The sequence below is a fragment of the Amycolatopsis sp. VC5-11 genome (assembly GCF_037034185.1).
Classification (GTDB): Bacteria; Actinomycetota; Actinomycetes; order Mycobacteriales; family Pseudonocardiaceae; genus Amycolatopsis; species Amycolatopsis nivea.
Window position 1 is genome coordinate 1 of record NZ_JBAGKF010000042.1, and the last position, 13,282, is coordinate 13,282.

General features: G+C 68.8%; 10 protein-coding genes and 1 tRNA gene. 5 read left to right on the forward strand and 6 right to left on the reverse strand.

Annotated elements, in window-relative coordinates:
* Nucleotides 1-159 precede the first annotated feature (159 nt).
* Nucleotides 160-233 (reverse strand) — tRNA-Met (locus tag WA670_RS44835).
* Nucleotides 234-300: 67 nt separating this feature from the next.
* Entirely contained in the window at nt 301-3,267 is a 2,967-nt protein-coding gene (locus WA670_RS44840; protein WP_336162278.1) for a UPF0182 family protein, read from the reverse strand.
* A gap of 167 nt (nt 3,268-3,434) precedes the next feature.
* Between WA670_RS44840 and WA670_RS44845 the strand changes: the two genes are divergently transcribed.
* The gene (locus tag WA670_RS44845; RefSeq protein ID WP_037818414.1) at nt 3,435-3,989 is read left to right on the forward strand and encodes a PPA1309 family protein; all 555 of its coding nucleotides are present in this window, start codon (nt 3,435-3,437) and stop codon (nt 3,987-3,989) included.
* 62 nt (nt 3,990-4,051) lie between these two features.
* On the opposite strand, the gene WA670_RS44850 is transcribed toward WA670_RS44845, so the two are convergent.
* Nucleotides 4,052-5,071 carry a YlbL family protein gene (locus tag WA670_RS44850; protein ID WP_106961313.1) on the reverse strand — a complete coding sequence of 340 codons (1,020 nt, stop codon included), beginning with the start codon at nt 5,069-5,071 and terminating at the stop codon, nt 4,052-4,054.
* Nucleotides 5,072-5,262: 191 nt separating this feature from the next.
* Here WA670_RS44850 and WA670_RS44855 point away from each other — a divergent pair, with 191 nt between their 5' ends.
* Nucleotides 5,263-6,690 (forward strand): zinc-dependent metalloprotease, encoded by a 1,428-nt coding sequence (locus tag WA670_RS44855; protein WP_336162269.1) that lies wholly within the window; start codon nt 5,263-5,265, stop codon nt 6,688-6,690.
* A gap of 582 nt (nt 6,691-7,272) precedes the next feature.
* On the opposite strand, the gene WA670_RS44860 is transcribed toward WA670_RS44855, so the two are convergent.
* Complete coding sequence (locus WA670_RS44860) at nt 7,273-7,782, reverse strand: M48 metallopeptidase family protein (protein ID WP_037818287.1); 510 nt, start codon at nt 7,780-7,782, stop codon at nt 7,273-7,275.
* Between the two features lie 216 nt (nt 7,783-7,998).
* Between WA670_RS44860 and WA670_RS44865 the strand changes: the two genes are divergently transcribed.
* The 3 genes from WA670_RS44865 (at nt 7,999) to WA670_RS44875 (ending at nt 11,518) form a co-directional block, all read left to right on the forward strand.
* Nucleotides 7,999-9,084, forward strand: coding sequence for a ThiF family adenylyltransferase (locus tag WA670_RS44865; protein ID WP_336162270.1), 1,086 nt, complete (start codon nt 7,999-8,001; stop codon nt 9,082-9,084).
* Nucleotides 9,085-9,145: 61 nt separating this feature from the next.
* On the forward strand, nt 9,146-10,489 hold the full coding sequence (locus WA670_RS44870) for an ABC1 kinase family protein (protein WP_134732809.1): 1,344 nt from the start codon (nt 9,146-9,148) through the stop codon (nt 10,487-10,489).
* A gap of 456 nt (nt 10,490-10,945) precedes the next feature.
* Entirely contained in the window at nt 10,946-11,518 is a 573-nt protein-coding gene (locus WA670_RS44875; protein WP_240690939.1) for a hypothetical protein, read from the forward strand.
* Between the two features lie 148 nt (nt 11,519-11,666).
* Here the strand turns inward: WA670_RS44875 and WA670_RS44880 are convergent, their stop codons facing one another.
* Both WA670_RS44880 and WA670_RS44885 read right to left on the reverse strand, forming a co-directional pair.
* Entirely contained in the window at nt 11,667-11,849 is a 183-nt protein-coding gene (locus WA670_RS44880; protein WP_134669703.1) for a hypothetical protein, read from the reverse strand.
* Nucleotides 11,846-12,949 (reverse strand): class I SAM-dependent methyltransferase, encoded by a 1,104-nt coding sequence (locus WA670_RS44885; RefSeq protein ID WP_336162276.1) that lies wholly within the window; start codon nt 12,947-12,949, stop codon nt 11,846-11,848. Before WA670_RS44885 ends, WA670_RS44880 begins: the two co-directional genes overlap by 4 nt.
* Nucleotides 12,950-13,282: the final 333 nt, after the last annotated feature.

The window sequence follows — 13,282 nt, forward strand, 5'->3', positions numbered from 1 at the left end:
GGAGCCCACACACCAACCGCAAGCCACCCGCCCAACGCAACCCAACACGGGGGTCCAGGGGGCGCGCCCCCTGGCGGGGGTCTGGGGGTTCGACCCCCAGAGCAATGACGAAAGAGACCCACCCTCGCGCTTTCTGCGAGGACGGGTCTCTTGTCTCTGTAGCGGGGACAGGATTTGAACCTGCGACCTCTGGGTTATGAGCCCAGCGAGCTACCGAGCTGCTCCACCCCGCGTCGTAGGACCTACCTTACGCCCTGGTTTCGAGCGGGCGCAAAGCAGGTGCCTATTACGTAACCGAGGTCACCCGCCGGGCTGCGATGTCGGCCCGTTGGACGGCGGCGGCGTGGTCGGTTTGGCGGAGTTGTACTCCTTGGTCGCCGCGTCGAGCGCGGCGAGCGCCGCGCCTTGGTCGGCGAAGTTGCCGGATTGCTGTGCCGCCTTGAGCTTGGCGAGCGCGGCTTGGATGTCGGCGACGGCCTTGTCCATGGCCGGGTTGCTGCCGCCGGTGCTGGGCGGCGCGGCCGTGCTGGACGTCGGCGGGGTCGTCGTGGTGCCGGGGTCACCTTCCTTCGGGGTGGTGGCTGCCGCGCCGGTGCCCTTGCCGAAGACTTGGTCGAGTGCCTCGTTGAGGGTGGACGCGAAGCCGATCTTGGCTCCGTAGGAGACGAGCACGCGCGCCAGCTGCGGGTAGCTCAGCTGGTTTCGTTGCCGGATGTAGACGGGTTCGACGTACAGGAATCCGTCCGCGACCGGCAGCGTGATCAGGTTGCCGTAAATGGGAATGACGTTGGGGTTGTTCAGCAATGTCCGGTCTTGGGCGACGCGCGGGTCGCTCTGGAACCGGTTTTGCACCTGGACGGGTCCGTCTACCTGGTTGGCACCGCTGGCCGGGGGTAGTCGCAGGACGCGGATGGTGCCGTAGTCCTCCGGATCGGACGAGATGGACATCCAGGCGGAAAGGTATTGCCGTTGCAGACCGGTGAGCGCGCTGGTCAGCTGGAAGGTCGGCCTGCCTTCGCCCGCCGCGTTGGCGAGGACGTAGTACCCGGGCTGGTTGGCGACGTTCGCGCCGGCCGTGGTGGAGCTGCCGTCCTCGGTCGGGTCCTGCGGGACGCTCCAGAACGCCTGCTGCGCGTAGAACTCCTGCGGGCTGTCGACGTGGTAGCGGGCGAGCAGTTCGCGCTGGATCTTGAACAGGTCCTCGGGGTAGCGGAAGTGCGAGCGCAGTTCCGGCGAGATCTCGGAGCTGGGCTTGACCGTGCCGGGGAAGACCTTCTCCCACGCCTTGAGGACGGGCTCGTTGTCGTCGATCGAGTACAGGTTGACGGTGCCGTCGAACGCGTCGACGGTCGCCTTCACCGAGTTGCGGATGTAGTTGATCGAGTTGTTCGCCTGTTTGGTGACGCCGTTGAGCGAGTCGTTGGTCGCTTCGCCGAGTTGCGTCTGCTGGGCGTACGGGTAGTTGTCGAGCGTGGTGTACCCGTCGACGATCCACTGGATGCGGCCGTTGACCACCGCGGGGTACGGGTCGCCGTCGAGGGTGAGCCACGGGGCCACCTTCGCGACGCGGTCGCGCGGTTCGCGGTTGTACATGATCTTCGAGCCGTCGCCGATGGCGTCGGAGAAGAGGATCTTCGGTTCGCGGTATTCGGCGGCGAACATCAGCCGGTTGAACCAGTTGTCGAGCGAGACGCCGCCCTTGCCCTGGTAGAGGTAGCCGCGCTGGGCGTCGGTGTCGTACTCGCCGGGGGCCTTGCCCGGCGTGCCGCCGACGATCGCGTAGTCGGACTGGTTGGTGAGCTCGCCGTAGTAGATCCGCGGCTGGTCGACCTTGATGCCCGGCTGGCCGTTGACCGAGCCCGCGCCGGTGGGGTTGCTCGTGTCGCTGGTGGTGGCGATCGGGTAGCCGCCGTCGGAGTTCGAATCCTTCACCGCACGGTCGATCGTGTTCGCCGGCGCGGCCACGAAGCCGTTGCCGTGCGTGTAGACCATGTGCTTGTTGATCCAGTTGTTCTGGTTCCCGGTGAGCCCGTCGGTCTTCATTTCCTTGGCGGCCACGATGTAGTCCTGCGTGGTGCCGCCGATGGTGTACCGGTCGATGTCCAGCTTGGACGGGAAGCCGTAGAAGTTCTCGCGGCCGACGCGCTGGGTGAAGGTGTCGCTGAGGATGTTCGGGTCGAGCAGCCGGATGTTGGACACCGTGCCGGTGTCGGCCTTCACCGCGTCCGCGGTGGTTTCGGTCTTGCCCGGGTACTGCTCGTATTTCACGTTGGTGAGGCCGTACGCCGCGCGCGTCGCGTCCATGTTGCGCTGGATCGACGTCGCTTCCTTCTCGTTCGCGTTCGGCTTGACCGAGAACTGGTCGAGAATCGCCGGCCAGGCGACGCCGACCAGTACGCCGGACAGGATCAGCAGCACCAGCGAAATCGCCGGCAGCTGCAGATTCCGCAGGAACGCGCCCGCGAAGAAGGCGATCGCGCAGATCACCGAAATGCACAGCAGGATCAGCTTCGCCGGGAGCACCGCGTTGAGGTCGGTGTAGGTGGCACCGTTGAACAGCGGCATGTTCCGGTCGGACAGCAGCAGGTTGTACCGGTCGAAGAAGTACTCGACCGCCTTCAGCAGCACGAAAAGCCCGACGGTGATGGCGAGCTGCGCGCGCGTCGGCCCGGCCAGCTGGCCGCCGCGGCCGGCGAGCCGGATGCCGCCGAAGATGTAGTGCGCGATCAGCGCGCCGAAGAACGAGACGACGACGGTGACGAACAGCCAGCCGAGCAGCCAGTTCACGAACGGCAGCGAGAAGGCGTAGAAACCGAGGTCGATGCCGAACTCGGGATCTTTCTGCCCGAACGAGGTGCCGTTGAGGAACAGCTGGATCGTCTGCCAGTCCCCGCTCGCCGAGGCTCCCGAGATGACGCCGGTGAGCACCGGGATGCCGATGCCGAACAGCCGGATCCGGCTGACGATCACCGAGCGGTAGCGCGACAGCGGATCGTCGCGGCCGGACACCGGCACGAACACCGGGCGCGTGCGGTAGGCGATGAGCAGGCTGACCGCCAGCGCGCCGCCGACCAGCAGCCCCACCGCGAGGAAGAGCACGATGCGGGTGACCACTTGCGTGGTGAACACCGACCGCGCCTGCACTTCGCCGAACCACAGCCAGTCCACGTAAGTGTCGAGCAACCGGACGCCGGCCAGCAGGGCCAGCACGATCACCGCGGCGATGATGAGAAGGATCCGGCTGCGCCGGGACAGCTTCAGGCTCACCGGGGGCCGAGTCGCCACGGCAATGCTCCTGTCTTCGTGAACACGTTCTCCGGGGACAGCGGTGTCCCCCGTGACCTCTAACTCTACGGATGGTGCCGCGAGTTCCCGGGACCGCCCAAACCGGGCACGCGCGGCGCGTCGCGGGGACGCCTGACACGATGGTCGCCATGCCACCGAGTGAGCCGTCTGCCGCCCACCCTGTCGCCGGGCTGGCCCGGGAAGTCGAAGAGTTCGTCGCCGCCGCGGGCTGGAACCAGCCGCCGCAGTTGTTCGCGCTGGTGCCCACCGCGGCGCTGCTGGACGAACAGCCCGAACTGGCCGGTCAGCTCGACCGGGCGAACCCGCTGACGCCGGTGGCCCAGGAGGCGCTGCCGGACGGCGATCTCGCCGAATCGCTCGGCCGGATCGCGTGGCCGGAGATCGTGGTCGGCTGCGCGCTGGCGCAAGAGATCATCGTGCTGCCGCCGGACGTGGAGGCGGAACTCGAAGGAATCGCCGAAGCGGACGCCGAAAGCCTCCGCCGCGCCGCCGCGGACCACCCGCGCCGCACCGAGGCCCGTCTGGTGGCCGCCGTCCTGCGCGAAGGCGACGCGGCCTGCGTGATGCGGTTGCGCGGCGTCCAGCCGGGCAACGAGGACGAGAACGCGGTCGACGAACTGGTGGAAAGCCCGGACCTCGCGCCGAACCTGGTCGAAGCGCTGAAGACGACCCTGCAGCCCTGATCCTTCCTGACGACGAAAAGGGCCCGTTGATCCTTCAACGGACCCTTTTCCGTGTCGCTGGGTCAGCAGTGCGCGGTCGGGCGACCGGCCTTCAGGTTGTCCAGTTGCTTGAGCGCGTCGTCGAGGTTGGACACCTTGATGAGGTTGAGGCCTTCCGGCGCGGCCGATTTGGCCTCGGCGCAGTTGTGCTCGGGGACGAGGAAATCGGTCGCGCCCGCTTCCTTCGCGCCGACGACCTTGAACGAGATGCCGCCGATCGGACCGACCTGGCCGGTCTCGCTGATCTCGCCGGTGCCCGCGATGTGCCTGCCGCCCGCGAGGTCGCTGCCCGGCTTCCCGGGCGGGGTGAGCCGGTCGATGATCGCGAGGGTGAACATCAGCCCTGCCGACGGGCCGCCGACGTCCTGCAGCGAGATGTCGACGGAGAACGGCGCGACCGCGCGGTCGACGGCGGTCAGGCCGAGGAAGCCCTGGGTGCGGTCGTCGCGGTGGGCGAGCGTGACCGGCACGGTGCGTTCCGGCTGGCCGAGGTGCTGGAAGGTGACCTGGACGGTGTCGCCCGGCTTGGTGTTGACGATGGAGGCGGCGACCTCGCCCGCCTCGCGCACCTGCTTGCCGTTGACCGCGACGAGCTTGTCGCCGGGGGCGAGGATGTGGTCGGCCGGGCTGCCGGACACGATCTGCTTCGCGACGACCTGCACCGGGTAGCCGAGGTGGCGCAGCGCGGCGACCTGGGCGTTGCTCTGCGAGTTCTGCAGCTGCTGGATGTTCTCCTGCTTGACCTGCTCGTTCGTCTCGCCCGGCTTGTAGTACTCCTCGCGCGGCGCGAGAGCGTAGCGGCCGCTGGCCCAGAGGCCGAGCGCGGTGAAGAGGTTGATGCCGTCGTTGAGCGAGACGGTGGTCATCCGCAGTTCGCCGCTGGTGCCGTAGGTCTGCTGCCCCTTGACCTGGATCACCGGGTTGCCCGCGGCGTCGCGGCCGAGGGTGTCGTAGGTGGGCCCGGGGCTGATCGCGACATACGGCACCTGGACCAGGAACCCGGCCACGACGAACACCAGGAACAGCACGCCGCTGACCAGCATCGTCCATCCGCGGCGGGTCATCCGCCGGTCGCTGCGGCCCGGCGCGCGCGACGGCTCGGCGCGGCGGGACTGGTTCGCGGTGTCCTCGTCCGGTTTTGTCACGAGCGACAGCGTACGGTGACTGTGTTCGCTTCCCGGTGAAGGCCACGGTTGACGCGCTGAGCCGGGTCGCACCCGCGTACGGTGGAGCTATGAGCAATCCCCCGTTCGGCTTCGGACCGCCCGATCCCGACAAGCGAGGCGACAACGACCCCTCGAACCCGGGCCAGCCCGGCGGAGCCGAGGCGTTCAACCAGCTCGGGCAGATGCTGAGCCAGCTGGGCCAGATGCTGAGCCAGGCGGGCTCGTCGAGCGGGCCGGTCAACTACGACCTGGCGAAGCAGATCGCACTCCAGAACCTGAGCGGGCGGGACGACGCCAAGATCGGCTTCACGTCCGAAGGCGGCGACTCCGCCACTGCCGTGCGCGACGCCGCGCACCTGGCGGAACTGTGGCTCGACGCGGCGACGATCCTCCCCGCGGGCGCGACGTCGACCGTCTCGTGGTCCGCGCGCACCTGGGTCGAGAAGACGCTGCCGACCTGGCAGCGACTGTGCGATCCGGTGGCGCAGCAGGTGTCCGGCGCGTGGATGCAGGCGCTGCCCGAGGAAGCCAAGCAGGCGGCGGGCCCGCTGCTGTCGATGATGGGCCAGATGGGCGGAATGGCCTTCGGCTCCCAGCTCGGCAACGCGCTGGCGCAGCTCGCGCAGGAAGTGCTCACCTCGACCGAGGTCGGCCTGCCGCTCGGCGAGGCCACCACGTCGGCGCTGCTCCCGGCGAACATCGAGAAGTTCACCGAGGGCCTGGAGCTTCCCGCCAGCGAGGTGCTGGTGTTCCTGGCCGCGCGCGAGGCCGCGCACCAGCGCCTGTTCGCGCACATCCCGTGGCTGCGGCAGCGCCTGCTGGCGACGGTCGAGGAGTTCGCCCGCGGGATCACTGTCGACACCTCCGCACTCGAGTCGCTGGCCGGAAGCATCGACCCGGCGAACCCGGCGAGCATCGAGGAAGCGATGTCGTCCGGCCTGCTGGAACCGCAAACCACACCCGAGCAGCAGGCGGCCCTGAAGCGCCTGGAAACCCTGCTGGCCCTGGTGGAAGGCTGGGTGGACGTAGTGGTGGCCGAGGCCATCGGCGACCGCCTCCCGGGAGCCGAGGCCCTGCGCGAAACCCTGCGCCGCCGCCGCGCGACCGGCGGCCCGGCCGAGCAGACCTTCGCCACCTTGGTGGGCCTCGAACTGCGCCCGCGCCGGATGCGCGCCGCGTCGTCCCTGTGGAAGCTAGTCGGAGACCGCCACGGCCTCGAAAAGCGCGACGGCCTCTGGTCGCACCCCGACCTCATGCCGACCGCCGACGACCTGGACGAGCCCCTGGACTTCGCCGACCGGATGTCCGAACCGCCGTCTCTCGCCGCCGACCTGGACCCGATCGCGGAACTGGAACGCACGGAGAAGGCGGAACGGGAGGCCCGCGAGGCTGGCGAGGCCAAGGACGCCGGTTCCTCCGACTCTGACGCCGCGGACAAGGGCGACGAGACTCCGAAGGACGAGGACAAGAAGGACGAGGGGAACTCGCCTTCCTGAGCTTCCCGGCCTGGGCCGCCTTACGCCCCGGCCGCACTGCCGTTAAACGCGGACCGTCTCACTCAGTTGAGACGGTCCGCGTTGCGTTTGTCCCGCCAGCGCTCCGCTCTTGCCGCGACCTCCGCCTCTCACCACGGGTTCCGCCCCACCGCGTGATCACGAATACCGGCACGCCGCCACACGAAGAACTCCGCGACGCTTCCGCCGCAGGTCCCGCCGCACCGCCTGGCCACCGACCCCGCCGCAGCGGGCGCGCCACCGGTTTCGTCGACCCGGCTCGTCACCCGTCCCGCGCCCCGCCTCTGTACCGGCCCCGCCTTTCGTCACCGGTCCCGCCGACTCATCTCGTCGCCCGTTCCGCCGCCCTCTCATCGCCTCCTCCGCCGAACCATCTCCTCACGCAGCCGCCACCGTCGATCAAGCCAGTCCAGCGGCCACGAACTACTCACCCAGCCGCCCTCCTACCCCTCACTCCCCCCACACCTGGTCGCGGGTCACTCCCCCATACCTGGTGGCAAGCCCTCCGCCGACGCCCTCAGCCACTTACCACCCCTCCAAGCCCCAGCCACGCCAGCCACCGACTCAGTCCTCCTCCGAAATCCCCCACCCAGCCGCCGCCGAAAGCCCCTCCAGATACCCCATCGCCCGTTCCGTCTTCGGATACCGGTTGACGAGCGCCCAGAACGCCGGGTCGTGCCCCGGCTCCCGCAGGTGCGCCAGCTCGTGGACCAGCACGTAGTCCAGCACCCATTGCGGCACCTTCTGGAGCCGTTCGCTGACCCGGATGGTGGCGTCCACCGGCGTGCACGACGCCCACCTCGTGCGCATCGGCGGCACCCAGCGGACGCTCGCCGGCAACGCCTTCCCGTCCAGGTACTTCGCCCCGAGCACCGCGCAGCGCGCCAGCAGCGCCGCGTCCGACGTCTTGGGCGGCGCCGTCTTCCGTCCTCCCGGGCGCAGCAGCCTGCGCTCCATCTCCGCGACCCAGTGTTTCTCTTCTTCGCGCGTCATCCGTGCCGGGATGAGGACGACCAGGGTGTCGTCATTCCAGTACGCGGTGACCGTCCGGTGCCTGCGCTGGCTGCGCCGCACCTCGACCTTGTGTTGAGAAGTGTCCGACGGGGCCTTCTCGCCCCTGCCTCTCAGGGAGGACATCCGTGCTTCGACCACTCGACAACGGTAAGGCTCAGCACCGACAACTTGGAGCGCCGAAAGGTCACAGCCCTGACTTGTCCACAACTAGATTTCCCTGTGGACAACTCAGCTTCTCACCCACGAGTGGCGTTCCGGAGCTGCCAAGCTGACCACATGACCCTGTCCAGTGTTCCGCCGCCGGACGTGCTCCTCCCGGCGTACCCGACGTTGCTTCCGGGCCTCCACGTGCTCGAACGCGACGACAACGAGATCCAGTTCGGCCTCGACCGCCGCCACGGCATCATCGCCAACGGCCTGCCACCGGCGATCGTCGACAGCGTCCGCAGGCTCGACGGACGGCGTGGGCTCGAGGACGTCCTGCTCGCTGTAGGCGAACACCGGGACCAGTTCCATCTGCTGCTGAAACAGCTGTCCGCGCTCGGGTTGGTCACCGAAGCGGCGAAGAAGGAGGCGAAACGGGTCGAGACGGGCTTGTGGTCGCTGCGTGCCCGGCACTACCAGCCAGCTCTCACGGATCGTCGCTGGCAGAGCCTCATCGCGGTCCACGGCAGCGGACGGATCGCCGTGGCAGTCGCCGCGCTGCTCGCGACGTCCGGAGTCGGGCACCTCGACATCCGTGCGTCCGGCACGGTCTCCGAAGCCGATCTCGGTTCCGGGTTCACCCCCGCTGAGCTGGGCCAACCCAGGCAACGCGCGATACGGAACGTCGTCGCCCGGGTCGCGCCCGACGTCACCACCGCTCGCAACCAGCGCCGCCTCCCCGACCTCGTGCTGCTCACCGACACCCTCGTCCCGCCGCCGGAGGAGGTGGCCGAGCTGGTCGATTCGGGCACCACACACCTGCCGGTCCGGGTGTGCGAGGGCACGGGCATCGTCGGGCCGCTCGTGGTTCCTGGCCGCAGCGCCTGCCTCCGCTGCTGTGACCTGCACCGGACCGACGCGGATCTGTCGTGGCCGAGGATCGCGACGCAGCTGGTAGGCCGGATACCCAGGGCTGATCTCGGTGCTGTGCAGGCGTGCGCCTCGCTCGCCGTCGCCCAAGCGATGCGGCTGCTGTCGCCGAGCGAAACCCCGCCGCCGGCCTGGAACGCCACGCTCGAGATCGACAACTTCGACGGAAAACTCCACCGCCGGATCTGGGAACCGCACCCGGACTGCGGCTGCGGTGCGCCAGTTCCTGTCGAGGACACTCTCGAAGCGGCGGAGGAGGCTTCCGAGGAGGTGCTGCAAGAGACGTAGGACACACCTGGGTGCCGTCAGCGGGCTGCGAGCGTCGTGCTTGCCAAGGCAGAATCGCAGAGTGACCGACTTTCGCGACCGCGCCGGAGACCGCGATTCCGCCATGCCGCGCCGCGGCGCTGCCCGTACCGCGAAGCTGGCGAGCCTTCCGCTCGGCATCGCCGGACGAGCGGTGGGCGGCTGGGGCAAGCGGCTGGCGGGACAGAGCGCTGAGCAGGTGAGCGCGACGCTCTCGGCCAAGGCCGCTGAGCAGCTGTTCGAGGTGCTGGGCACGCTCAAGGGCGGCGCGATGAAGTTCGGGCAGGCGCTGAGCGTGTTCGAGGCGGCGGTGCCGGACGACATGGCGCAGCCGTACCGGGAAGCGCTCACGAAGCTGCAGTCGGCCGCTCCGCCGATGCCAGCCAGGCAGACCCACCGCGTGCTCGCCGAGCAGCTGGGCAGGTCGTGGGTCGGCCGGTTCTCGCACTTCGACGACGAGCCCGCCGCCGCGGCGAGCATCGGCCAGGTGCACCGCGCGACCTGGCACGACGGTCGCGAGGTCGCGGTCAAGGTCCAGTACCCGGGCGCGGACGAGGCGCTGCGTAGCGACCTGCGTCAGCTGCAGCGCTTCAGCAGGCTGTTCCAGGCTTTCATCCCGGGCACCGACGTGAAGCCGCTGCTCACGGAGCTGGCCGAGCGAATGGACGAGGAGCTCGACTACCTCGCCGAAGCCGACAACCAGCGCGCGTTCGCGAAGGCGTTCGAGGGCGACCCCGAATTCCTGATCCCGCGCGTCGTGGCGAGCGCGCCGAAGGTCGTGGTCAGCGAGTGGGCCACCGGCACGCCGCTGGCCAAGATCATCTCGGACGGCGACCCGGCCACCCGCAACCTGGCCGGACGGTTGCTCGCGGAGTTCCACTACTCGTCGCCGGCGCGGGCACATCTGCTGCATTCCGACCCGCATCCCGGCAACTTCATGCTCACCAGCGACGGCAGGCTGTGCGTGATCGACTTCGGCGGCGTCGCGAAACTGCCGCACGGAATTCCGCGCCACCTGGGCGAAATCACGCGGCTGGCCCTGGACGGCCACTCCGACGAACTGATGCGGCTGCTGCGCGAGAACCGCTTCGTGCGGGCGGATTCGTCGCTGGAAGCGGACGAGGTCCTGGCCTATCTCGCGCCGTTCACCGAGCCGCTGGCCGAGCCGACGTTCCACTTCACGCGCCGCTGGATGCAGCGACAGGCGGGCCGCGTCGGCGACTCGCGCGGCAACGACTTCCACGTCGGCCGCTCGCTGAACCTGCCGCCGGAATACCTGATGATCCACCGGGTCACCGCCGGCTCGACGGGCATCCTCTGCCAGCTCGACGCCGAGATCCCCGCTCGCGGCATCGTCGAACGGTGGCAGCCCGGGTTCGCCGCCTGAGTTATCCACAAGGCGGGGCGACAACACCGAGTTGTCCACAGATTGCGCAGGGTGGTTTCGCGGAGTTGATCAAGGCGTCATTCTCGATGTATGACGACTACAACAAGCACTGACTCCCTCGCTTTCGGTGATCTGGTTTCCCACGGCGTACTCCACAGACGGCACCTGCGCGTCGCCGGAATCTCCGACCGAAGAGCCGCCCAGCTCTCCGGCCCGGGCGGGCCGTGGCGACAGGTGTATTCCGGCGTATATCTCGTGCACGACAAACCTCCGAGCCGAGAGGAACTCCTGCACGCAGCCGTCGCCCGGTACGGACGCGGAACCATCATCACCGGCACGGATGCGTTGTGCGCACACGGAATCAGCCATCCGCGGACTCCGGAGATCCACCTTTTGGTGCCACACAACCGAAGGCCGGCCAACGAACCGAGCGTCATCACCTACCGCACCGCACGAATGCCCAAAGCAATCCAGATCGACGGCCTCCCGTACGCAAGCGCCGCCCGCGCCGCCCTCGACCTGGCCCGGAGGGAGAACGATCCGGACGAGATCGCCAGGTTGGTGTCGCTGCCGCTGTATTGGGGCCTGGCCGACCGCGCCGAGTTGACGACCGAACTGAACACCGGAAACCAGCGCGGTTCAGCCGCCGTACGCAATGTCCTGCGCAACCTCGACGACCAAGAAACCTTCGCGCACGGGCAAGCACTCCGGGTCCTTCAACGAACCCCGCTGCCCACCCCGCAATGGAACGTCGCAGTCTGCGACCGCCGCGGCCGCCGCCTAGGCACCGCAGACGCTTGGTGGGACGAGATCGGCTTGGCCTGGCGCTACCGCACCGCCGCGGGCCCAGAAGACTTCAGCCACCTGGCTTTAGCCGCGACCGGCACCGTGCTGTTTCGGTGCACCCCACGACAACTCCGGGAATCCCCAGAGGAGATGAGCACAGAACTCCTCAACGCCTACCGCCACGCCGCACGCACGCCCCGCCCGAAAGTGCGCGCCGTCTACAAGACAGGAAATGCCGCATGACCCGAACCTGACGCCCGAACACGAACACCGATTACCGGCACTCGGCAGGAGGCCTGACCTCAGCGCTCCGAACATGGTCGCCCGCGACTCGGGCACGAACGCTCGTCACGCGATCCGCCTCCCAGACCGAATCGCGCACGCGGTCCAGTCACCAGTACTCGTCGGGCAGCTTGCCTTCGATGTCCCGGACGTGGTTGCGCGCGCAGTCCGGACAGAGCCAGCGCTGTTGCCCGTTCTCCTTGGTGCTCACCCAGGCCAAGGTCGCGAGCGGATCGGTTTCGGCGGAGCGTGCCCGGCCGCACCGCGAGCACGTGGGGTCAGGCGCGGTCACGGTCGGCGTCCGTGGTGCACGGTGCGGGCACCGAGCAGGTAGAGGTCGCGGCGGTGGCCGAGGTAGTGAGCGCTGTCCGGATCGAGAAGGGCTGCCAGCGTCGCGCGGTCTTCGTCAGAGAGATGGTCAGCCCCGTGCGTTGCGAGACGGGAAAGGTGGTGGTGCACGTAATCAGCGAGACCGTCCGGACCAGGCGCGGGGTGGTCCACGAGCGCGCTGAAGGAGCTGACGTCAGCGAGTCCGGCGTGTTCGAGCGCGAGCGGCCAGCCGTAGGGCATCGGCACAGCACCGTCGATGCCCTCGCGCATTCCAACGAACCATTCCGCCTGCGCCGCCTGCAACCGATCCTCCAGACCGGGCCGTCCGAGCCCTAGATCCCAAGGGAGGCAAGAAAAAGACAACCCACCCTCAGCCAGCGCGACCACGCCGCCAACCCGCGCGACCGCGGTAAGCGTGCCAATCGCAGCCTGCTGGTCCGGAAGATGATGCACGACACGCGATGCCCATACGAGATCCGCGGCAGGCAGCAAATCGGGCAGGGCACCGTCGGCGAGGTCGGCGACTACCGCACGAACCTCGATGGTCGGTGCGGTGCCCTCGGCTGTCGATGCGATGTCGCCGATGGCCGAAGCGCTGTCCTCGGCTGTCGGTGCGGTGTCCCCGGATGCCGGAGCGAGGCCCTCGACCGGCGGCGCGGTGCCCTCGGCTGCTGCGAGGTGGCCGTTCGATGGCTCGGCGCTGCCGTCGGGCACGCGGCCGTTGCGCGACTGCGTTGAGCCATCCCTGGGGTTGGCCTGCGCGGCATCGGCAGCGGCACGTACGGCGCGCTCGGCCTCGTGGAGCAATTCGGGTGTCGCGTCGACCAGGATGATCGTGCCGCCGCCTTGGGTGGCCAGGGCTTGGGCGAAGTGGGTGCTCATGCCGCCGGCTCCGCAGCCCAGGTCGATCACCGTCGGGTTGGCGGGGAGTTTCGCCACCAGACGCGCGGCGATGACGGCGTGGGCGGGAGCGTCGAGAGTGTCGGCTGCGCGGAGGAGTACCAGCCGGTCAGCCCAGTCGATGTGGTCGTGCGTATGTCCGGACACGGGGTCATTGAACACCGGTCCGCGCGCGAGAACGAGCCTGAACTGTCCCCCGACGGACCTTCCAGGCTCGTTTCAGCGAAGAGATCGCGGCGGAACCGGTCGCACGTGATGGGTCGCCTGATCACCCAACTGCTGGGTGATCAGGCGACAAGAACATGCGCTGCCCGGCCTGAGGCAGGGCAGCCGAAATCGGCGAGGTCGGAGTCCGGGCGACTGGGGCCCGCCGGGCAGGACTGGAGGCAATCCTGGCGGCGGGCACCGGGCTCCCGGACGAAGGCGGACCGCCGAGGCTCCCGGAAGCGGACACCGGGGCACCCGGACGAAGGCAGACCACCGAGGCTCCCGGAA